Here is a 21,974-nt window from a genome sequence, read left to right on the forward strand (position 1 = left end):
AGATTTCCCGGTTTCCCAGGAACCCGAATACAATTACCCCAAGGAACAGCCTACACACAAACAGGACCCGCGGCGACTGACTGTAATCGCGCCAGCGGATCCGCCCAATCTCAACCAGGTCGCCGCGCGCGCACTGCTACGAGTGCTGCTGGCCGCGCATCAACGAACTCGTGACCCTCAGAGCAAGGAAGAATAGCAATGGAATGGACAGACAAGAACCATGTCTCCACGGTGCGCACTCTTGCTCCTCAGCCGCTTCGTTGTTTCGCCTTCTACGGGCGAGTCTCGACTGAGGACCAGCAGGACCCGGAAGCCTCCCGGGCCTGGCAGCTCTCCCGGTCACGAGCGCTGATCGAGCCAGCAGGCGGGGAGGTGGTCGCCGAGTTCTTCGACGTCGGCCTGTCCCGCTCGGTGCCGTGGAAACGCCGCCGCGAGGCAGCCCGCCTACTCGCCGCGCTCCGCGACCCGCGGCGCGGCTTCGACGCCGTGGTCATCGGTGAGCCGCAACGCGCCTTCTACGGCAATCAGTTCGGGCTCACCTTCCCGTTGTTCGAGCACTACGGTGTCGGGCTATGGGTGCCGGAGGTCGGCGGAGCCGTCGACCCGGGCAGCGACGCACACGACCTCGTCATGGCCCTCTACGGCGGCATGAGCAAGGGCGAGCGCAACCGCATCAAGGTACGAGTGCGCAGCGCCATGGCCGCCCAAGCCGCCACCGAAGGACGGTTCCTCGGCGGACGACCGCCCTATGGCTACCGACTCGTCGACGCCGGCCCCCACCCAAATCCGAGCAAGGCGGCCGACGGTCGGCGACTGCACCGCCTGGAACCCGACCCGCTCACCGCAGCCGTCGTAGGGCGCATCTACGCCGAGTACCTCGCCGGAAACGGCATCCTCGCCATCGCCGAAGGACTCACCCGCAACGGCATCCTCTCCCCCTCCGCCTACGACCGACGGCGCAACCCGCACCGCAGACGGCGTGGAGCAAGAGCGCCATCCGGGTCATCCTGACCAACCCCCGCTACACCGGCCGGCAGGTCTGGAACAAACAACGCAAGGCCGAAATCCTCATCGATGTCGACGACGTCGCCCTCGGGCACGAGACCAAGATGCGGTGGAACCCGGCCGAGGAATGGATCTACTCAGGTGCCCTGGCGCACGATGCCTTGGTCGATGACGAGACCTTCATCCGCGTGCAAGCCCTCATCGCCACCGCGGGAAGGCGCCCCGACGGAACCAGAAAACCGCGGGCCAGCAAACGCAACTACGTGCTGTCCGGCCTCCTGCACTGCGGCATCTGCCAGCGGCGCATGATCGGCAGCTTCAACAACGACCGCAACCACTACCGCTGCACCTACGCCGCCGAGTACGCCGACGCCAACCGCATCGCCCACCCCCGCAGCGTCTACGTCCGCGAGGACCACATTCTCGAACAACTCGACCCATGGCTCGCCCGAGCCTTCTCACCCAGCCGACTCACCGCAACTGTGCAGGCCATGGCCGACGCGCAGTACGACGACGTCGACGAACAGGGGATCAAAGCCGCACGGGAAACCCTCGCCACATGCACCAGTCGACTGGACCGCTACCGCGCCGCTCTCGACAGCGGCGCCGACCCCACCGTCGTCAGCCGGTGGATCGCCGACGTGCAAGCCGAACAGGTCACCGCCGAGGCCACCCTGCGTCGCCTCACCGGACGTCGGACGATGAGCGCTGACGAGATCCAGCGCATCATAGAAGCCTTGGGAAACATCACCACCGTGCTCCGCGACGCCGACCCCGCCGACAAGGCACTGATCTACCGCGAGCTGGGGCTGACCCTGACTTACCGGCCGACAGCCCGCACGATATCCGCTCAGGCAACCCCAAGTGGATCATGTACTAAATTGTGTCCGAGGGGGGATTCGAACACCTGTACGTATCATCTGTGCACATTTCGAGTGCGCATGCTCGTAGATTACGGTACGGCCAGACTTGGCTCAAGTGCTTGCCTTTCGGCTGCGCCGGGCGTCGCCGGCCTGCGCCCTGGTGTGTTCGTGGCGCGAACACACAAGCATCCGCCGTTTCCAGGCAGCGCGGGTCCTGGACTCGATTGGGCAGACCGCCACGCCGTCGCCGAACACTCACTCAGGCGAGACCCCAAACAGGTCCTGCCTCTCGGTGGCTTGCCTCGAACTTCAACGGATTCGGCCAACTCGCTCTTGCGACGCGCGAAATACACAGGCTAACCAATTGAAGACCGGTACTGCCGGGGTCCTTCAAGCACTCGGCGGCAGTGCTCGACCTACTCGAACAGTTCGCGGATGACTCCCATGGCCCGCGGCGAAATGACCTCGTCAGGGTAGAAGTCGCTGCACAGACGTAGGGCGTCATCCACTGTCGCCACCTTGGCCAGCGCCGCCAGGGTCCGAAGGTCGTCCACGTCGCGGGTCCGCGCCGCGAGCGCCTTCATCGCGAAGATATGCTCCGGCGAGGCCGCCATCACGCGCAGGCCAGGGTGGTCGAAGACCCGTCGCCTGCCCGGGTCGTCCTTGCCGGAGACATACACGCTGGCCTGCTCGTTGAGCCACCACGGCGGCAGGCCTAGTTCGTCGGCCACTGCACGCGCCTCGTCAAGGACGACCCCGTGCGGGACGAACATCGCGTCGACGTCCCTGGTGACCCGTTTCGCATCGTAGGCGAGCGCCATCGCGGCACCACCCACAATGAAGATGTCGGCGACGACCCCGCGACGGGCAAGCCGATCGCCCAGGTGAGTGAACGCGCGTTCGAGTTCCAGGCGCCCCATCAAGACGCCGTCTGACCCGCTCACGCCGCAGCCAGGTCATGAACGGACAGGTACACGCCATGCTTTCGGAATGCAGCCGGGGCCCATGCCAGGGCGTCGGCCCGGTGGATGGCCAGTTCGGCCGGGAACCACGCCCGGCGCAGCACACGTGCGTCGACCCATGCGGGCGGAGCAAGATCCGCCTGAGCTAGCAAATGCTCCGCGACCGCGGCAAGCAGCGCGTCCCACCGCGGGTCCCCGGTTAGGCCGGGCTCATCGCTTAACAGGTCAACCCTGGTTTCGGCGGTTTCCCAGCGGTACTCCTCGAGAAACTCCCATACGAGCTTCCAGCGAGTCTGGTCGGTGTCCGCGGAGACCAGATGGGTGGCCAGCCTGGCCAGACTCATCGGTTCGTAGCTGGTACCCATCGGGCAAGCCTCACCTTCGAGCGGACAGCTTCATCCGTTGCAGACTATCGCGGCGCCGCTCGCGAACACCGCAGAGGTGAGGTGGCGACGGGGCCCGATTTTCTTGCTGCACCCCTGCTCGGACCGTTCACTCACGCTGCGCTTACGGCATCGCTCTTGTGATCTTGGTGGAAGGCGGCGCAGTCTGTGGCGTTGCCGTGAACTTACAGGGGGTGCATGCGAGCGTGACTCTCAGTCAGATTGCGATCGAGAAGACGACGAAGCTGGTCGAGTTTCTCGCGGACGTGACGGCCGCAGTCGAGCGGGACCCAGTGTGCGACATTCTGGAGGACCCAGACGCGCCTGATCCGGTCATTTGGCTCGATGCTCTGCCGCGGGGTATTCAGTGGATGGCTAGCCCCGCCGATGACGTGATCATGCGACTGCGTCCGTCTCGGCCACCGGCGGAGCCGGCGCCACCGGAGTTGCTACACGAGTGGATCGACATGGACTCCATGGGCGGTTTCGCTGGTTCCGTGCCACGCCTGCTGGACGCCCAGCTGCGCAGCGACGACAGTCGCGGGGCGCCGCCGGGGCGGATCGTGCGCGCTTTCGACGCTTGGGTTGAGCAGTGGCAAGCATGGTCCGACGAGGCTCGGCGCCTGCACGCTGTCGGGCGGTTGTACGAGCAACTTGAGCGCGCTGCCAAGACCATGGAGCAGCAGGACGACGAGTACGAGTTCGTTCTCGGGATCGGCCTGCTTCGGTGGACGGCGCCGGACGGCACCCGTTTTCGTCGTCACATCATGGCCGAGGGTGTAGTCGCTCGACTGGACAGAGCGACCGCCGAGGTGTCGGTGTCGATGGGGACGGGACGTAGAAGGATCGAAGACCGGGAACTTCTTGGCGATCAGGAGCTGTTCCGGAGTGAGCGTGGGAGGCATCACCGTCAGGAGATCGTCGACGGAGACATTCCATGGCTAGCTTTGCTGCCTCCGATCGTGAGCCTCATCGAGGAATGCCTGGATACCGCGGTACAACAGGAGGACCATCCCGCGGTGGCGGGTGATGAGTTGCCGAGCTTCCCGGTGGTCAGCTTGTCGCCGGCGCTGTTGGTACGTCGGCGCAGTCGGGTGCTCCTTGCTGAGGCTTACCAGCACATCCGAGAGGCGCTGCGACAACCTGACGCACAGGTTCCCGTCGCACTTGCTCAGCTTGTGGTGGACACGGAGCCCGAGCAGCGTAACGGGTGGCTGAGGAGTCAGGGCGCTGTCAAGGGCGACGTGCTCGGTAGCGACCCTCTCTTTCCCAAGGCGACGAACGATGAGCAGATGCACGTCATCGAGCTGCTTCGCTCCGAGACGGGGGTCGTGGTTCAGGGGCCACCGGGCACCGGCAAGACGCACACGATCGCCAATCTGGTGTCGGCGCTCCTGGCGCGCGGTCAGCGGGTGCTCGTCACGAGCCAGAAGGATCAGGCGCTGCGCGAGCTTCGCGAGAAGGTACCGACGTCGTTGCGTGATCTCTGCGTGCTGATGACTGATGGCAGAAACGCGGCTACCGAGGTCGGCTTCGGTCTTGACGCTCTGTCCCACCTGACCGCGTACGCCGATACGGAGGAACTGACCAAGCAGGTTGAGGCGCTTCGCGGCGAACGGCACGAGTTGCGGTCTCGGTCCGCTTACCTCAACCGCCGCATTCAACAGCTACGTGAGGTGGAGTTCATCGCTCACGACCCGGTCGTGCCCTGGTTCAGCACCGAGCTCTACCGGGGATCACTTGGTCAGATCGCACGCCACGTCAAGGGCAACGCGAAGCAGTTTGACTGGATGCCGCCGGCCGTACCTGGCCTGCCCGACAGGCCACCCTTGACGACAGCGGAAGCTACCGAACTGGTGCATCTGCTTCGAACGACGAACCCGGCTCGATCTGCCCGCCTCGCCCAACTGATCCCTGACCTGTCGAACCTACCTACGCCGGCCGCGCTCGCCGAGGCGTTCGACGCCGAACTCGACGCCACGGCCGCCGTCCAGGAACACATCAACGTGTGGGCGCCCCGCTTGGCGGCTGCCGGTGAGGACATGCTGAAGGACCTGGATCTGCTCGGGCAGCGCTTCACCGCAATCGTGGAGCGTCTCGGAGTGGACGCGGACTCCGGGTCGTCGCCGAACTGGGTGGCACGTGCCATCGCAGACCACTTCTCGGGACGGCGGCAATCCCTGTGGCGGCACGTGGCCGAGGTCGCCGGCCGCGCCGAGCGCCTGCAGGCCAAACTTCGGATGCACGCGTTAGGTGCGGAAGTGCGTTTCACGAACACTGGTGAACTCGACCTAGGGCAAGCCCGCCACATGCTCGCCGTGGGCCGCGAACTCCGCACTCACCTAACGAGTCGGACCTGTCGCACGCTTCTCGCCGTCCAACCGGCCCGCATCAAGGCCGCCGCACTGATCAGCGGCATGCGCGTCGATGGAAGGCCGCCGACCACGGTGCCTCTGCTAGACGCCGCGCTTGACCACCTAGAAGTCCATATCGAAACCACTCAACTCCTGCGGCTGTGGGCCGACGTCGGAGTCGTTGTCACGCCTGGCCGTGTGACCGCAACCTTGTCCGAGCTGCAAGATTCGTACCGCCTACTTCAGCACGTCCAACAACTCGCCGCCGTCCACACCACCATCCGCGACCACCTGGAAGCCGCCGGTCTGCCGACCAGGATGCCCACCACTGACGACGTCATCGTGGTGATCTCATCGACCGCAGCCGCCCGCCACCACATCCGCCTGCGAGCAGCGCAGGCCGCCATAGCCGGACACCGCGACGCAGTCCGAAGGCACCTGACGCGCGAGAAACCGTGCCCCGAGGTTGAACTCCTCATCGCCGCCATCGACCAGCGATCCCTCGAGAAATACCACCACGCAATCGATGCACTGGACACTGCGCGCCGCGAGCAGCACGCCGAGCGGCGCCGCCTCAGACTCACGCAGCTACTGGACAGTGCGCATCCGCAACTGCTTCACCTGCTGCAAGACAGCTGCCTCGATCCTCGCTGGGACGCCCGCATGCGGGATCTGCCTGCGGCGTGGGCCTGGTACCACGCGGACCGTTTCGTGCGGGCACAGCGCACAGCCGGCACGGAACAAGAGGTCAGACGGGACTACGACGACGTCGAAATACACCTTGCCCAGGTCACCGAGCAGCTCGCAGCGGCCGAAGCAACTCGGGCGCTCGTCAACCGCATGACCGACGCCGACATGCGGGCCCTCCGCAGCTTCCGCGGGTTCCGCAAGCAGATCGGGGCCGGCGGCGGACGTAAGGTTCGCGAGCTGCGTCAGGCAGCGCAGGCGGCGATGGACAAAGCACAGAGCATCGTGCCTGCCTGGGTAATTCCCCTGCCAAGCCTCCTAGAGAATCTGACCGTCAAACGCAATGCCTTCGATGTAGTCATCGTTGATGAGGCGAGTCAGGTTGGGCTGGAACACCTCTTTCTTTTGTGGCTGGCACCAAGGATCATCGTTGTCGGCGACGACCAGCAATGCACCCCGGCACCCAATCGGATGGGCAGGACCTTCGACGAACACTTTCGAGCCCTTTCGGAGCACCTGGGTGACCTTGATCCCGAAATCCGGTATCACTTCACTCCTAAGGCTCACCTGTACGGCCTCCTCTCGGCGCGATCCGGAAAAGACGCCGTCGTCCGCTTACGGGAACACTTCCGATGCATGCCTGAAATCATCAACTGGTCGAAAGAGCAGTTCTACCGCGGGGCCAGTGAGATCATTCCGTTGCGTGAGAGGAAAGCTACCGATCTGGATCCGCTGCGCGTCTCTCACGTCGAGGGCGCCTACCAGGAGGGATCTGCACAGGCAATCCGCAACCCGGTAGAGGCGAAACGTATCGTCTCGCAACTGCTTGAATGCCTGAACGATCCCAAATATGCGGGCAAGACGTTCGGCGTTATCGTGCTGCACGGACACGGACAAATCAAACTCCTTGACCACGAGATCAACGCGGCCATCGCACCGGAAGTCCGCGCCGCCCGCCAGATTAGCGTCGGCTCGGCGCCCACCTTCCAAGGAGCAGAGCGTCACGTCATCTTCCTGTCCACAGTCGTCACTGCGGCGCCCAGACGGGTCGGCGAGAACCTCTACCAAAACTACAACGTCGCCGCCAGTCGCGCTCGCGACCAACTCTGGCTGTTCACCTCCGTGCCGCCCAAAGACTACAAACCCGACGACCTGCGGGCTTCACTGATCGGCTACATGCTGAACCCGCCGTCCGTGTTCGGACCTTCGCCAGACCTCAAGAGCGTCAGCGCCGACCGCCAGTGCGCTCCGTTCGAATCCTTGCTCGAACAGCGTGTATTTCGAATCCTCAAACGTCGCGGCTACCACGTGGTGCCCCAGTTCAAGGTTGGGTCGCGCACGCTTGACCTTGTAGTCGTTGGAAGCGGCGGCAGGCTCGCGGTGGAATGCGACGGCCACCGCTGGCACACCCGACCGACGGACGTCGTCTCCGATGGGCGTCGCGACCGAGAACTCTTCCGCATGGGCTGGGAAGTCATCCGCATCCGCGAAAGTGAGTTCGAGCTCGACGCCAACAAGGAGCTAGCGACCCTGTTCGCCCGGCTCACCGAACGTGGGATCTCCCCGCGGAGCGCATCGGACACTCCTGCCAATGCCTGGGAGCCGATCGCGTTGCCTTTCGAGCATGAGGAGCAGAACCTATGACAACTGATCCCATGAACAACAGCAGCGAGGTCACTGTCGAGCTCGACGGCAACGTCCTCGACCGACTCGCAGACCTCATCTGCGGCGACGACAGCACCCCCTACTATCGGACCGGCCGACAGATCACCGCCCTGTTCGAGGCCGCAGGCTGGCGCCGCGTAGGCGACGTCAACGGCGGTCGCCGTGAATGGGTCCTCCATACGTTGCGTCGCCGTCGCGACCCTGGTGGGCTCCGCCGACTGCTGCTCCGCCTCGCCGATCCCCGCGAATATCTCGACGACGACGAGGCTCGGCGCCACCTCATCGACGACCTCAACGGCCTACTCGCCGTGGAGGGCTATCAGATCCGCTACGCATCGGGCCGGCCCGAACTCGTCACGCAGACCCCGACAATGACGCGACCTACCATGCAGGTGCCGCTGGAACTCACCGCGAGCCTCGCCAACATCCTGAAAGACCGGGACTTCGGCCGCCACCTCACCGCTCGGCTCAACGAGGCCCACATCTGCTGGCAATCCGGTGCCTGTACCGCCGCCGTCATCATGCTCGGAAGCCTGCTAGAAGGCGTCCTCTATGACGTGGCGCTCGCTCAACACACCGGAGGCGAGCGGCCCACCGATCATCTTGAGTCACTGATCAACTTGGCCGCCGAGAAACAGTGGGTCGCTCGAGACGTGATCGACTACGCCCACGTACTGCGCAATCACCGCAACCTGGTACACCCAAAGAAGCAGATCAAGCAGCACTACTCGCCCGATGACGACACTGTCCGGATCGCCTGGAACGTCGTCGTAGCCGCACTAAACGACCTCGAACAACTGAATGCATAGACGCTGTTTCAACCAGGATCGGATCAACATGGGCGCGCGGGACGATCGGGCCATCCAGGGCCGACGCGATCACCATGCCGGCACCCCATCAACGCGCTTGGCCCGAGCGCCTCAGGGTCCCCAACGCGACCGCTTGAGAAGCCGCACGAAAACAACCCAACGACGGGGCAGCCGTGACGGGCTGCCGAAGAACCTCTCAGCTGGGACCGAGGGCCGCAAGGCCGGTCCGCTCGCCTCGCCGCGTGCGGTGCATTCGGAGCCGGTTCGCCCGGCACCGCACGCGGCTACTGTCCCCTACTCGGACGTGGGCGATGCGACGTGGTTCACCTGCGACCAGGTGCCGGCGTGATCTGCCACCCGGGCCAGTGGATGAGGCTGGCTGGTCATGGCGGACAGCGCGTTGGCGACGTCGTGAAGGTCGGCCTTGATGTATGTGGTGGTCGAGGATCCGGGGCTGTCGGTGTGTCCGGCGTAGGCGCGGGCGATGCCGTAGCCGAAGTGCCGTTCCACCCAGGTCAGCGTGGTGTGGCGCAGCCAGTGGGTCGAGATGCCGTGCACGGCTACCCAGGGCAGGCGCTCGCCCAAGCGCTCCCACAGGTGGTCGTAGCGGCGGCTGGTGATCGGTTGGCCGTTGCGTGCGCGCAGGAGCGGATCGGTCGGCAGGACCGCGCCGCGAGCGTCGGCGTGCTCTCGCAGGTGTCCGGCGAGATCGAGGGTTATGGGCTGCCAGCGCACAGTGGATCCTTTCTCAGTGAGGCGGACGAGTCCGTTGGTGGTATCGAGGTCGACCAGCCGTAGGGCCAGGGCGCCGCCGCGGCGGCACGCGGTCTCGGTGTGCAGTCGCAGGAGCAGCGCGTCGAGGATGACGTCGTTCCCGCTGGTGCGCGCCATCGCGTTGATCTCCTTCAGCTCGTGTGCGGTCAGCGCGCGGCGGGTGCCGGGTAAGCGTCGGGGTTTCGCGACTCGGTGCGCGGGGCTGGCGGCGGCGTCGATCAGCCCGTCTGCGCTGGCACGTCGGTAGAAGGCGCGGGCGGCGGCGATGAGGTGCTCGCCGGCGTGCCGGCCGTTGCGGCTGTTGCGCCGCGACACGGCGCTGGCGATCATCGCCTGTTTCAGGGCCTCGACGTCGCTGGCAGTGATGGTGTCCAAAGGCCGCTCGGTCCACGCGGCGGCCATCCGGTCCCAGTAGGTGCCGTAGGTGCGGCGTGCTCCGGGCCCGGCAGCGGCGACTACACGGGGCAGGTACTCGGCGACCGTCGGCAGAACGTCCGGCGTCGCGGGGTGAGACTGCAGATCGGTCACCGTGACGCCCAGGTGAGCCAGAACCTCTCGAGCGGCAGCGACGGCGGCGGGGTCAGCGGTCATTGCCGACTCCCGCCAAGTGTGTGCAGGTCGGCGAGCAGGCGTACGACGGTGCGGACGGGATGCACGACGAGCAGGTCGTGCGCAACGATGGCAGCGAGCAGCACGGGTTGACCGGGCTCGATGCGGCACATGTGCCGGGCATTCGCCGGCAAGGGTAGGTCACCTCGGCTGCCCACCTGGTGGCGGCCGTCGCTGGCCGAGCAGATGACGAGCATGCCGTGGCGCGGCTGAATGTCGAGGCGGTGGTACGGGAGCCAGCCCAACGCGCGCAGGAGGTGCTGCGCGCTCACCCGGCCACAGCGGGCCGGAAGAGCCATCCATACCACCAGGGCCGCGTCCGTGATCGCCGACGGACAGACTCGGGCAGGTAGAGCCGGCATCGGCATCGGGCTTGGACCCGGACGCGCGGGCAGGACAGCAGGTACGAGTGGACCAACGAGGTGTTCCTTCGGTCGGATAGATCTTGTCATGACCGAACAATCACGTTCAGGCAGTACGTGACGAGGCACGATCCGTTCGGCCGCCTCCTACCGGCCCTCACCGACCTCCGCCGACATCAAGATCACGCGCAATAGCGGACGACCCCTGTCGGCGTACGGGTTCGAGGCCCAGGTGAGTACGGATGAACGGGACCAGGTTCCTGCCCAAGACTCGGGCGCAGGCGATGTGCTTCGTTGCCGCGAGACGGTCGCGGCAACCCCGGCTACCCCACCCCGCTCCCGCTCCTCGCCGCTATGCGGCTGCGGCGCGGGTCGGCTTGTATCGAAAACTGCCGCAGCGCTCGCGAGAGGCGAGCCCAAACCCTGCGGGTCGGGTCAGCGTAAGCTCTGACCCTCGCATGCCTTCGGCGACATGTCCCCGTCGCTGATCTACGTCGGGGTCTGACTGATCATGAAAAGCGTGAGCGCGTAGGGCGGGCTGGGCACGTTCAGTACGTGCCCGGGTCAGGCGAGGTGGGCTAATCTAAGCCGTCGATGACCTGAGGCGGTTCTTGAGTCGGTAGCTGCGTCCTTGATCGCAACGTGCCTGAAGACAGGTTGACCCAACCTGTCGATAGTTAGTTCGGGTGACGTTCGACGAGGACGGCCCAGTAGTGGTGGTCCGGCTGTCGATTCCTGTGGCCAGGGCTGCGTTTCGGGCCCTGAAGACCGTAATGTTGCGGCGTCGGTCACTGGTGCGTCTCGGAGAGTAGCGAGGAAGTGTTGGTGAGTGCCGCGACGATGGCGCGGTAGGTAACGGTCGTCCGGGAGGAACTGCGTGCCGAACCCGCCACGGCTGTGGTGGCAGGACATCGATCCGGTCGTGTGGCGATGCTTCGGCCAACCCGAGGACCTGGCGCGCGAGCGCAACACGGCAGTGTTGGCAGCCCTGGAGGAGTTGGCGACACGCGCCCCGATGTCGACGCCGGCCGACATCCGGGCACAGATGCACGACGTCGGCTTCCGCGACCAGGTGACCGAGTTCGAGCTGCGTACGGTGCTCGACTACCTGACCAGCGCGCATCTCGTCGAGCCATTCCGGGACTATGCGGCGCTCAACGCGGGTTTGGATGCGGTGGTCCGCCGGCAGGAGGCCTGGGCGCTGACCAAGATCGGCCGGGCCGTGGTGGCCGCGGTGCGCACCGCTGTCGTCGACTCGCGGCGGGCGTTGCAACTGCCGAGCCGTCTTCTCGACAGCGTCGAACGCACGGTCCGTGATCTGATCGAGCATCTCTCTTCCGACGCTGGGCTGCTGCCAACCGACCTGGATGACGTCCGGACGAGGCTGGACGAGATGCAGCGGGTCACTGCCGACTTCTACGCTGCGCTGGCGCAGATGGTGCAGTCCGACGTCACCGATGATCTGCTGTTCGGGGAGAACCGTGATCGTGTGATCGAGGCCCTGCGGCAGTTCCCGCGCGAGTATGGGCGAGCGCTACGCCGGGTCGAGGCGGCCCTGACCGACTTGGAGTCGGCCGGGCACCGGCCGCTGGTCGAGACCGCCGCCATGCACGCCGGCCTGCTTGACGCCCGGGATCAGCAGGACTGGATCGACGAGCGGGTGCGTCGGCTGTCTGACCTGGCCGCCTGGTTCGCCCCTTTGGGTTCGGTGCAGCGACTGATCTCCTCGGCGGCCGGCGCCGTGCATACCCTCCTGGTTGCCATCGATCGACGCTACACAGCCCTGCGGCGCGGGTCGGATCTGGCCGCCGACTTCCGGGAGCTCGCCTACAGCTTGTACGCCCAGCCGGACGACGAGGCTGCCCGCCGGGTGTACGCGGCCGCGTTCGGTCAATGGCCTGCCGTTCATGCGGTCGTCGGGACGGCCGAAGAAGACGTCGCCCACGCCACCCCGGCAGCCGGTGGGATCAGCCGGCACCAGGTGGATGTGATTCTGCGCGAGCACGAACGCGTCGGTCGCTCCAGCGGCCGTCCCCGCAAGGTCCCGGACGCCGGTGCTGCCCGGGCTGCCGCTCTGGAGAAGGCCGCCGCCACTGCGGCGAACCGGCGGCGCTTCAGCGCGTTGCTGGCCACCGACGGCGAAGTGCCGCTGAGTCATTTCACCGGTCTGGAGACACCGGCGTTGGTGATCCTGCTCGGCGCGATCGAAGTAGCGCGCAACACGATTGATGCCGCTACCGGATATGGCGAAGTCCATGCCGAGGGTGCCAGCGTGGTAGTCCGGGTCCGGTTGGGCCGCCCCGAGACCCACCTGCCGGTCCGGTTTGCCGAAGGGACTCTGGTGGCGCCGGAACTCTTGATCACCGTGACCCCGACCGAAGCAGCCCAGGATCCGCAGGTCGTCATGACGGAGGGCGCCGCATGACCCAGCGGCTTCTCGACCCGGATCTCGCCGACGCGGCACGCCACCTGATCCTCACCTGCCGGATCTCTTCGGCCGAGGATCCGGTTCGCTACCGTGTGGTGCTGCGCGGCCGGCGGGAGATTACCGACTTCTTCCGGACAGAATTGGGGTGGACCCTGCACATTCACGACATTGGTGGGGTGGTGCGCCTGCATAAGCGCCGTGACGATGTTCCCGGGGATCGCGGACCGCGGCTGCAGCGGCGCAGCGGACGAGGCGAGTTGGCTCCTACCCAGGTGCTGGTGCTGGCCGCGCTGGTCTGTGAACAGCTGTGGCGACGTCCACGGATCAGCCTGCGCGAACTGTTGCAGTCGGTGGCTCAGGTGTGCGCCGCCGAGGCGGGCACGGGCCGGCTACCAGCTTTCCGGATCGTGGCCGCGGACGGGGTCAGCAAGCGTGAAGCACAGGCCGCACGGGCGAACATTGTGGATGCCATCAAGCTGCTGCAGGTGGACGGGGAGATCGGCGTCGACGCGGACCTGGACCGGGCGGTGACAGACGAGAACGCGGAGGTGTTCATCACCGCTGACCGCGACAGCCTCGCCAACAAGTTCGCCTCGTTGTCGCCGACGCTGTTGTCTTTGAGCAGCCGGGCCCCCAGTCAGCACGTCGCCACGCTGACAGCGGTCTCGCTTCCGGACGCCGAGCCGGACGCCGTCGCGCAACGGCAGGCCAGCGTGGAGGGGCGCCGGCTGACCGCGCTGCGGCGGGTGGCGGACGACCCGGCCGCTGACCCGGAGGACGACCCGAACCCGGTCGGCTACCTCGCCACCTCGACCGGCCGGGAACGCGCGTTGAACATCGCAGCCGCACTGGGGCTGATCGCCAGCGTGCGCCGCGACTGGTGGGAGATCACCGACCCGACGGGAACCGCCTCTGACTTCGACTTCCCGCAGGGCCGCAAGACAGAGCGGCAGGGTGCGCTAGCCCTGCTGTCGCACCTGCCGCACCATGGCGCGTCCGAGGTAACCGCCGATGAGATCACGACATTGTTCGAAGAGATCCGCCGAGACATGCCACGGTGGGCGGCCGGCTATGCCGAACAACTGCCCCTCCTGGCCCGGGCCGCTGCCGCGGAACTGGTCACCGCCGGCCTGCTCCAAGTCACCAGCGACGAAGAGCGGTGGCAGATCACACCGGGCGTGCACCTGTGGCGCGTGCGGGCACGCCAAGGCCAGCCCGCTCGTCCGGGCCGGCACCGCACGGAAGCTGACTCGGACACGAGGGAGGAGCCGGCGTGACTCTCATCGCGCACCCGGGCCAACAGCGAACCGGAAGCCACGACAACGCCGGCCCGATGTCGGATTGGAACGACGGACCGGTCGCGGCCGACAGGTGGCAGCCAACCCGGGCCGGTGCGGTGAACTCGTGGGCGTGGACCGACGAGACGCTCATGTTCGCCGACGGCTGGCTGGCGCTGGCCGGGCCGAACGGATCCGGTAAGTCCTTGACCGCCTCGATGCTGGTCACCGTACTGCTCGACGGCGAGGTGTCGCAGAAGGCGCTGTCGGTGTCTGGTGAGGCCGTCGGCACGCTGATCGACCGGCACACCGACCGCAACGTCAAGGAGGACCGCACCGGAGCGTGGTGGCTGGAGTACGGCTACCGCGACAGCGGCACCGGTGAGGTTCGCTACCTGACGACCGGGTTGTGGCTGCGCTCGCAGAGCAGCGGCTTGCAGAAGGCGTTCTTCATCATGCCGGGCCGCGTCGGCACCGACCTCTTCCTCGCCCGGCAGCGGGACCCGGTACCGATCGAAGGGCTCGCCGAGCAGGTTGCCGCCGGGAACGGCCGACTGTTCACCTCCCACGACCGTCTCACCTTGAAGGTCCGGGACTATGTGAACCTTGCCGAGGAGAGACAGTACCGCGACGCGATCCGCACAACGTTGTTCGCGCCGTTGGATTCGGTGCAGTTCGACGCTCTCGTCGGAGTGTTGCGCAGCCTGCGCAGCGTCCGCACCGCAGAGGCGATCTCCCCGAATCAGATGCGCGCGGTGCTGACCGAAGCGCTTCCGGCGCTGGATCCTCGCGCGTTGCAGTTCATCGCCGACACGATGGAACGCATCGCCGACCTCGAGGCACAACTGAAGCAAGCCCGTGCCGAGATTCGCCAGCTGGAACAATCGGAGCAGCAGTACCAACGCTACATCGACGCGATCATCGCCGAGGAAGCCGCCCGCCTGGCGAATGCCCAGACGGTCTTCGACGACCACGCCCGCGAGGCGCGCACCGCCGAGCAGCAGTTGATGGAGGCGCAGGCACAGGCTGCGCGGGTACAGGCCCGGCGCGAGGAACTGCGCGGTGAGATCGCCGGTGTCCGCGGCCGGCTCCAGGCCGCCGAGGATGCGCTGCGTGACCATGCCGGCGCCGAGCTTCCGCATCTCGAAGAACGCCTCACTGATCTACGCAAGCAGCAATCCGAGCTGGAAGCAGCCGGCCTGGACTTGCAGGAAGAGTCGCAACACGCCGCCCAGCAGGCGGTGGAGTCCGCGGATCAGTTCCGCAACAGTCAGCGCCATCTGACCGGGATCGGCTCGCGGCTACGCGCGACAGCCGCCGACGTCGGGGCGCACGCATTCGTCGATCGTCTCACCGAGGTCACCGAACAGGTCACGGCAGCCAACAGCCTCGACCAGGAACCGCCCAAGGCTGACCTCGCCCAGATCGCCGAAACGCCGCGCGGCTGGATCGAGACGCGCACGACAACCCTTAACGGCATCGACACAACGCTGCACGAGCACGACATGGCACAGATCGAACAACGAACCGAGGCAGGGCATCTCCGCACCGCCGAGGAGGCCCAGGACCGTGCCGCCGACCGCGCCGGCGATGCCCGCGCCGAACGTCGTACCGCCGAGCAGGACCTACTCGACGAATTGGACCGATGGGACAGCCGACGGGCCCAGCTGCCGTCCGTCCCGGCGGACCTGACGACTGATGCCGAGGACCGAATCGACCCCGACCGGTTGGTTGCCTGGCTGCATGAGGCCGGGACCGCCACACGGGAACGGATCGCCCTGGCAGCCCGGGAACAGGACGTCGTGCACGGCACCCGCCTCGTGCACGCTGCCGAGAATGCGGCACACCGGGCCGCGCAAGCTCGGGATAGGGCCGAACAAGTCGCCGATCAGGCCCAACGTGACCTGGAGGACGCGCAGGCGCAGGCCGACATCGACCGTACGGCCGTCGACGAACAAGCACGCCAAGCCCGAGCCGACCATGACGCCGCCGTGGACGCTGCCCACGCCATCACCGCCACAGCTGAGCAAGCTCTGGTGGACGGCCGCGTGGACGCCACCCTGGCAGCAACCGAGTGGATCCGTCAGGTGGCCGGGTGGCGCGCCGGGCTCGTCCACCTCGACGGCCATACGGTGAACCTGCCCGACGATCCGGATGCCATCGATCTGCGGCAGCCGTTCCTCGATCTGGAACGGGCCCACGCGGCGGCCGTCAACGGTCTGCAACGCGCGATCGCCGAGGCGGGGCGTGCCGTCGATGATGCGAGGCAACGAGTCACCGGAATCGAGGACGAGCTCGAACAGGCCCGGCGACAGCTGCCGCTACCGCAGGCGCCACCGTGGCGGTCGCCACGCGATCCGGGCCGTGGCGTGCCGTTGTGGGCCGCCGTTGCTTTCGCCGAGCACATCAGCGCCGAGCAGGCCGACCGCATCGAGGGTGCCCTGCTGACCGCGGGCCTGCTCGATGCGCTGATCACCGGCGACCGTTTGGTCGGCGACGGTGACCTGGTGCTCGCCGGCGACCGTCCCGCGGCCGGGCAGAGTCTCGCCGACATTCTCGTTGCGGAGAACGGCTCGGGCGCCGACCCGCAGCACGTCGAATGGCTGCTGCAGGCCGTCGCCATCGACCTGGCCGGCAGTGACCTCAGCATCGGGCACTTGCGCACCGGCAACGTGATCGCGTCGGCTCCACCCAACTACCGAGCCACGTTCATAGGCCGGACCGCCCGCGAACGCGCCCGGCTCGCGCTCGTCGCCGACCTCGAACAGCGACTGGCCGCCGCGCGTCAGGGCCTCGATGCCGAAGAGCAACGCGTTGAACACCTTGAATCCGCTGTCCGCGCGTCCCGCCAGGAGCGGGATGACTTCCCGCCCGCCGACGTGGTTGCCGTGGCACGCGAGCAGGTCAGCCAACTGCAGCTCGGCGTCGCGAAAGCTCAGCAGCAAACCACGCAGGCACTGGCCACCGCCGCAGCGCAGCTCATCGGCCTGCTCGCCGAGTTCGACGCTGTCCGCAACGCCATAGAGCGGAAGGTGGAGACTGCCCGCCGGCGGATTGAGGAGGCATCCGACGCACTAGGACGATCCCGGCAATCCGAGTCCGACGCCAGCGACGCCCTGACCACCGCGCGGGAGGAGCTGGCGGAAGCCACCGGGCGGCGGAACGAGGCCCGAACGGCTCAGCAACTGTGCGCCGCCGAGGAACAGCGATTCCCCGACGTGGAGCAGTTGCGCCGCACCACCCGTGATGAGGACACCGCCGAACGGGACGAGGCCGCCGCCCGCGCCTCGGTCGACGAGCACCGCCGCCGGCACCAGCAAGCCAGCGACCGCGTCCGCACCTCGCTGCGCGCACTGCATACCGCCGCGACGCTGCCCGACGGCGCCATCCTGCCAACCGACCGGGAAGTGCTACGACGGCACCGGGACCTGGTCGCTACCCTGCTGCAACAGATCGAGGCCTGGCAGAGTGCCGGGCAGCGAACCCTCGACTTGCTCGCAACAGCCCAGCGCGAGCAGCGGACAGCGGACCGGGTCGCCGGTCGGTTCCAGAAAGCGGTCGCCGCCGCGGACCAGATCCGGCTCACCGCCGAGGAACTGGACGCCCGGATGGAGCAGACCCGAGCGCTGTACGGGGCCGAATACGCCGAGCTACGCCAGACGAAAGACCGGCTCGCCGACGAACTGACCGACAAACTGGCCGAGGTCGAGCGACGCGAGGCCGAGTTCCGCACGCACGACAATGCTGCGGTCGCCGCCACCACCACGCTCGACAAGATCGCGCCGCGTCGTCGAGAAGCTGATCAGCACCGCACCGACTGCTTCGATCGGATGTGTCTGCTGATCACCCACGGCTTTACCGAAGTGCCGGAAACCCTGCCGCGTGATAGCGACAACCGGCCGGCCAACCTGACCGCCGCACTCACCTGGTCGCGTCAACTGCTCGCCGGCAAACCCACCACCAGCGCCCGGCTGGACACCCTGAGGATCGCTCGGGAACGGGTGCAAAAGCAGCTCGAGAGCACGATGCGGTCCGTCAACCAGGCCCTCGCAGAGTTCGATCAGCAGCTCGACAGCACCACCCTCGAGGGCACCGAGTGGCGGCGCATCACGCTCGCCGCACCCAACGCCGCCGTCGGCGAGGATCTGCGGCAAGCCGCCGAGACACTCCGCGCCACAGCCGAAGGCCTCGAACGAGATCTGCGCCAGGACGTCAAAGCGACTCTCAAGACGTCGATGTTCACCCAGCTGCGGCGTGACATCCAGACCCGCCGCGAGGCGGCAAGGGAACTTGTCCGACAGATCCGGGCCACCCTCGAGAACGTCCGGACAGGCGTGGCCCGCGTCGGGGTGCAGGTCGACTGGAAGGTCCGCGACGACGGCAACTCCCAGCAAATGGTCGCCCTGCTCAAAGCGCCGCCCTCCGACGAGGTCTTCGATCAGATGTACGAGATCCTGCGGGAACGGATGGAGGACGCCGGCGAGGAAACCTGGGCCGACCGGGTCGCCCACACCTTCGACTACCGCTCCTGGCACCACTGGGAGATCAGCGTCACGCACAGCAGCTTCGGCGCCGACCAGTTCAAACCGGTAAACGCCCGATCCAACCCACTCAAAGGCCTGTCCACCGGCGAATCCCGACTCGCCACGATGCTCCCGCTGCTGGCCGCCGCCTGGTCGATGTACTCCGGCGACACCTACCACGGGCCTCGCGTGCTGTCCATCGACGAGATCGACGCCGCCTTCGACGACCGCAACCTGCGCCAGATCCTCACCCTGCTGCGAACCTGGGATTTCGACATCCTCGCGACCACACCCACCATCGCCCCGCTAATCAAACGCGAAGCTCAGCACGTCGTCGTCCACGAAGTCATCACCGACGGCCGGCACCGCGTGACCGTCCCGTGGTTGTGGAAGGGCAGCGGGGAACCGACGCCCCTCCCCCTCGCCGCACCTACCGCAGGCACGACCCCGGCCGGACACTGAACGATGCCGGCTGACCTCACCTACCTGGCGGAAGACGTCGACCTGCATCCTCTGTGGCGCGCCGTGCATGGGCGTCTCTGCGCCGGCACCCGCCCCGAGGCGATCAACACGGTTCGGGTCCTGGCACTGAGCACAGCCGGCATCGCGCAACTGCGGACCTGGCTCGACACCTCCACACGCCGGCGCCGCGGCACATCCGCCGTCACCGTATCCGGCGATACCGCCACGGTCCCGCTGCGAGAACTCCTCGCCGTTCTCGACATCGACCGGGCAACACTCATCGCCCTGGTCGAGAAAGCGGTGGGGGAACCGGTGATCGACCGTAGCGCCGCCACGCTGGCCGCGGCGGACCGTCGTGCGCAGCTGTGGCGGTACGCGACCGAGGAGCTTCCCGACCTGCCGCAGCTCGTCGCCCGGATGCGGGTCACCGGCGTCGGCGAGGACGATACCGAGATCCGGCACAGCATCGCCGCGCTCGCCGCGGCCCTGCGACGCATTCCAGCCCGGCCACCGGTACCTCTGGCGAAGCTCGCCCACGACATCACCGGCGACCCGCACTACTTCGACCTGACCACCCTCAACGGCATCCGCCTCGTGGCCGCAATCGCCGAACGCGCCGGCCAAACCGAGCCGAATCGGCCGGATCTTGTGCGTGCGCTGCTGGCCACCGTCGGTGTCATCGCGGACCGGCTCTCCGCCACCGTCCTGCTCTTCAACGTCGAGGCTGTCGGCGACGGACCGATCGACCGGCGACTGCGTGATTCACCGGCACCTGTGGCGCTCACCCTGCTCGACCTCGTACACCATCCGCCCGTTCTCGCACCGCAAACCCTGACGGTCGTGGAGAACCCGTCGGTCATGGAGATCGCCTTCACCGCCGGAGTGCGACAACCGATCGCCTGCACCAGCGGCCAGTTACGCGCGATCGATCATGTGTTATTTCAACTCGCTGTCGCGCACGGCGTGCGTCTGCGGTATGCCGGCGACATCGACACCGCGGGCAGACAGATCGCGGCGGTCGTCGCATCGACGTATGGCGCCGAACTGGTCGCGATGGACGACGACACCGCCTCCGAAGCTCGACATCACCCGCTGGCTACACCCCGGCCCAGGCTGCGCGAAGGTGAGCAGTCCCACGCGCTCGCTGCCGCAGCGACCGCGGTCTACCAGGAGCACGACGTCCTTCTCGCGCGAATCCTCGGTGCTCACCGGCTCTGAACCCGCATGGCCCGGCTGGAGGTCATCGAGACCGCGTGGCGCGAGAACCATGAGTTCGTGCTACACCACGACCTGACCAACGTCATCCGTGTCGGCGACGTCACCGTCCTCGACCGTGACGGCTGGGCCCGGCTCCGCGAGATCAAGACCAGCCAGCGGTATCGGATCCCTGCCCAGGAGCGGCTGCTGGCCGACACCTCGCAGGTCCTCGCCGACGAGACCGGCAAGTTGCCCAGCGGCTACGCACCAGTGCGCACCACCATCGACTACCGCACCGACTCGGCGGGCCTGCGTGACATCCTCGGCTTGGCGCATGCGCGGACGGGTATCGCCGGAGGCGTGGTCTCGTCCGGCCGCGCGGTCGTGGCGGCCAGTCAGTTCACCGCCGCCGGCCGCTACAGCGCTGAGGAGTTCGGCACCCGATTCAGCGCCGAACTCGCCCGTGTCCGCCGCCGCATCGGCGCCGACAACCCCGGGCACACGCTGACGCTGCTGAGCATCGACCAGGCAGGTCGTACTCTCGTGCGCCCACCGTGGGCGATCTACCCGATCGAAGCCGAGGTCGCGGCCAGCCTCGTCGCCGACGGCATGTTCTTCGCCGTCTGCATGAACCCGAACAGGATCATCGACTCGCTGGCCAAGGCCGGTGTCGAAGGGTCCTGGCTGCAGCGTCTCGACGGCACCGAGGATCCGTCAAAGCCGTTGTTGAACGTCCCGTACGGTCGGGCAGCCGGCTCTGGTCGACGTCCCTGAGCTTCGCCGCGATTGCGGAGCTGATGCTCGAGCTGATCGATCTACGCACCTGGAGCCCACAGGTCGCCGCGATGCTCAACGGCGATTTCCCTGCCGGCACCCGGCCCTGGCCGTGCTTCGCCAGGGAGGCCAGAGTCTGGGCCTGATTGTCCGACCGCCGGCTGTCTGACTCGATGCCACCACCCGCAGATGGGCTCGGCTCGCGAAGTGGCGATGGCACCGTCAGACAGGGTCCTTTAAGCCGTTGTGATCAACGCCGAGCGTGTGTTGTCGGCGCTGCCGGTCAGCGGCGTGAACTCGTAGTCTCCCTCGCCATCGGACAACATCGCATAGCCGGAGTACGCGCCGGTGAGCGGGGGCGTGGTCGTCGTACTGGTGTGACGTGTGATGTACGTCCAGGCGTTGTCGACCAGCCGCACGCATGCAATGCCGTGGGCCTTGGCGAATTCGAGGGCGCCACTCTGGAATCCGCTGGCGGCCACCACGACGCCCTTCTGGGCGCCGGTGGACTGAAGCTTGGTGAGAAGCACCTGAACATCGGACCGCTTGACGGGGTCCTTGTGCCGCTTGCACTCGAACAAGATAAGGAACTCCATGCCCGCCAGCTGAAAGCGGGCCGTAACGTCCATGATGTAGGTCCCGTCCAGCCCTTCGACCGGATCGAGGTGTTTGACCTCCCAGCCGACCAGGTCCAGGTCCATCGACTTGGCGATCCCCGCGACCGCTTCCTCGTAGGCCTTCGGCGTGATGTCGAACGATGGCCAGTGATCTTCCTCGTCGGCTGCGGTAGTCGCGGCGATAGCGGTCGGCGTGTCATTGCTCATGGCGGTGCTCACTCTC

The 21,974-nt window shown here is 66.9% G+C and carries 14 protein-coding genes; 9 read left to right on the top strand and 5 right to left on the bottom strand.

What is annotated here, in order from left to right:
* Nucleotides 1-198: 198 nt before the first annotated feature.
* Both ACZ6S5_RS09475 and ACZ6S5_RS09480 read left to right on the top strand, forming a co-directional pair.
* Nucleotides 199-1,011, top strand: coding sequence for a recombinase family protein (locus ACZ6S5_RS09475; RefSeq protein ID WP_465999470.1), 813 nt, complete (start codon nucleotides 199-201; stop codon nucleotides 1,009-1,011).
* On the top strand, nucleotides 1,008-2,228 hold the full coding sequence (locus tag ACZ6S5_RS09480; RefSeq protein ID WP_465999677.1) for a recombinase zinc beta ribbon domain-containing protein: 1,221 nt from the start codon (nucleotides 1,008-1,010) through the stop codon (nucleotides 2,226-2,228). Before ACZ6S5_RS09475 ends, ACZ6S5_RS09480 begins: the two co-directional genes overlap by 4 nt.
* A gap of 56 nt (nucleotides 2,229-2,284) precedes the next feature.
* Here the strand turns inward: ACZ6S5_RS09480 and ACZ6S5_RS09485 are convergent, their stop codons facing one another.
* Together ACZ6S5_RS09485 and ACZ6S5_RS09490 are read right to left on the bottom strand one after the other, a co-directional pair.
* Nucleotides 2,285-2,788 (bottom strand): DUF6036 family nucleotidyltransferase, encoded by a 504-nt coding sequence (locus tag ACZ6S5_RS09485; RefSeq protein WP_465999472.1) that lies wholly within the window; start codon nucleotides 2,786-2,788, stop codon nucleotides 2,285-2,287.
* Between the two features lie 20 nt (nucleotides 2,789-2,808).
* Nucleotides 2,809-3,195, bottom strand: a complete 387-nt coding sequence (locus tag ACZ6S5_RS09490) for a hypothetical protein (RefSeq protein ID WP_465999474.1) — start codon at nucleotides 3,193-3,195, stop codon at nucleotides 2,809-2,811.
* 224 nt (nucleotides 3,196-3,419) lie between these two features.
* On the opposite strand from ACZ6S5_RS09490, the gene ACZ6S5_RS09495 reads away from it, so the two are divergent.
* Nucleotides 3,420-7,898 carry an AAA domain-containing protein gene (locus ACZ6S5_RS09495; protein WP_465999475.1) on the top strand — a complete coding sequence of 1,493 codons (4,479 nt, stop codon included), beginning with the start codon at nucleotides 3,420-3,422 and terminating at the stop codon, nucleotides 7,896-7,898.
* 11 nt (nucleotides 7,899-7,909) lie between these two features.
* Nucleotides 7,910-8,728 carry a hypothetical protein gene (locus ACZ6S5_RS09500; protein WP_465999477.1) on the top strand — a complete coding sequence of 273 codons (819 nt, stop codon included), beginning with the start codon at nucleotides 7,910-7,912 and terminating at the stop codon, nucleotides 8,726-8,728.
* Nucleotides 8,729-9,022: 294 nt separating this feature from the next.
* Here ACZ6S5_RS09500 and ACZ6S5_RS09505 read toward each other — a convergent pair whose 3' ends face one another.
* Both ACZ6S5_RS09505 and ACZ6S5_RS09510 read right to left on the bottom strand, forming a co-directional pair.
* Nucleotides 9,023-10,093 carry a tyrosine-type recombinase/integrase gene (locus ACZ6S5_RS09505; protein ID WP_465999479.1) on the bottom strand — a complete coding sequence of 357 codons (1,071 nt, stop codon included), beginning with the start codon at nucleotides 10,091-10,093 and terminating at the stop codon, nucleotides 9,023-9,025.
* Complete coding sequence (locus ACZ6S5_RS09510) at nucleotides 10,090-10,383, bottom strand: hypothetical protein (protein WP_465999481.1); 294 nt, start codon at nucleotides 10,381-10,383, stop codon at nucleotides 10,090-10,092. The genes ACZ6S5_RS09505 and ACZ6S5_RS09510 overlap by 4 nt, the downstream gene beginning before the upstream one ends.
* A 967-nt stretch (nucleotides 10,384-11,350) precedes the next feature.
* On the opposite strand from ACZ6S5_RS09510, the gene ACZ6S5_RS09515 reads away from it, so the two are divergent.
* The 5 genes from ACZ6S5_RS09515 to ACZ6S5_RS09535 are packed head-to-tail and all read left to right on the top strand — an operon-like array spanning nucleotide 11,351 to nucleotide 21,134.
* Nucleotides 11,351-12,898, top strand: a complete 1,548-nt coding sequence (locus ACZ6S5_RS09515) for a DUF2397 family protein (protein WP_465999483.1) — start codon at nucleotides 11,351-11,353, stop codon at nucleotides 12,896-12,898.
* A complete protein-coding gene (locus ACZ6S5_RS09520) occupies nucleotides 12,895-14,178 on the top strand; it encodes a DUF2398 family protein (protein WP_465999485.1) in 1,284 nt (427 codons plus the stop codon). The genes ACZ6S5_RS09515 and ACZ6S5_RS09520 overlap by 4 nt, the downstream gene beginning before the upstream one ends.
* Entirely contained in the window at nucleotides 14,175-19,163 is a 4,989-nt protein-coding gene (locus ACZ6S5_RS09525) for an SbcC/MukB-like Walker B domain-containing protein (protein WP_465999487.1), read from the top strand. The genes ACZ6S5_RS09520 and ACZ6S5_RS09525 overlap by 4 nt, the downstream gene beginning before the upstream one ends.
* 3 nt (nucleotides 19,164-19,166) lie before the next feature.
* Entirely contained in the window at nucleotides 19,167-20,381 is a 1,215-nt protein-coding gene (locus ACZ6S5_RS09530; protein ID WP_465999489.1) for a TIGR02679 domain-containing protein, read from the top strand.
* A gap of 6 nt (nucleotides 20,382-20,387) precedes the next feature.
* Nucleotides 20,388-21,134 carry a hypothetical protein gene (locus ACZ6S5_RS09535; RefSeq protein ID WP_465999491.1) on the top strand — a complete coding sequence of 249 codons (747 nt, stop codon included), beginning with the start codon at nucleotides 20,388-20,390 and terminating at the stop codon, nucleotides 21,132-21,134.
* Nucleotides 21,135-21,370: 236 nt separating this feature from the next.
* On the opposite strand, the gene ACZ6S5_RS09540 is transcribed toward ACZ6S5_RS09535, so the two are convergent.
* The gene (locus ACZ6S5_RS09540; protein WP_465999493.1) at nucleotides 21,371-21,958 is read right to left on the bottom strand and encodes a restriction endonuclease; all 588 of its coding nucleotides are present in this window, start codon (nucleotides 21,956-21,958) and stop codon (nucleotides 21,371-21,373) included.
* Between the last annotated feature and the right edge of the window lie 16 nt (nucleotides 21,959-21,974).

This window comes from Micromonospora sp. NPDC051924 (assembly GCF_055586005.1).

What these genes read in the sequence shown, in the direction of transcription:
- ACZ6S5_RS09520 (WP_465999485.1), top strand. Translation starts at nt 12,895, where the DNA reads ATGACCCAGCGGCTTCTCGACCCGGATCTCGCCGACGCGGCACGCCAC.
- ACZ6S5_RS09530 (WP_465999489.1), top strand. Translation starts at nt 19,167, where the DNA reads ATGCCGGCTGACCTCACCTACCTGGCGGAAGACGTCGACCTGCATCCT.
- ACZ6S5_RS09505 (WP_465999479.1), bottom strand. Translation starts at nt 10,093, where the DNA reads ATGACCGCTGACCCCGCCGCCGTCGCTGCCGCTCGAGAGGTTCTGGCT.
- ACZ6S5_RS09490 (WP_465999474.1), bottom strand. Translation starts at nt 3,195, where the DNA reads ATGGGTACCAGCTACGAACCGATGAGTCTGGCCAGGCTGGCCACCCAT.
- ACZ6S5_RS09485 (WP_465999472.1), bottom strand. Translation starts at nt 2,788, where the DNA reads ATGGGGCGCCTGGAACTCGAACGCGCGTTCACTCACCTGGGCGATCGG.
- ACZ6S5_RS09475 (WP_465999470.1), top strand. Translation starts at nt 199, where the DNA reads ATGGAATGGACAGACAAGAACCATGTCTCCACGGTGCGCACTCTTGCT.
- ACZ6S5_RS09535 (WP_465999491.1), top strand. Translation starts at nt 20,388, where the DNA reads ATGGCCCGGCTGGAGGTCATCGAGACCGCGTGGCGCGAGAACCATGAG.
- ACZ6S5_RS09500 (WP_465999477.1), top strand. Translation starts at nt 7,910, where the DNA reads ATGAACAACAGCAGCGAGGTCACTGTCGAGCTCGACGGCAACGTCCTC.
- ACZ6S5_RS09540 (WP_465999493.1), bottom strand. Translation starts at nt 21,958, where the DNA reads ATGAGCAATGACACGCCGACCGCTATCGCCGCGACTACCGCAGCCGAC.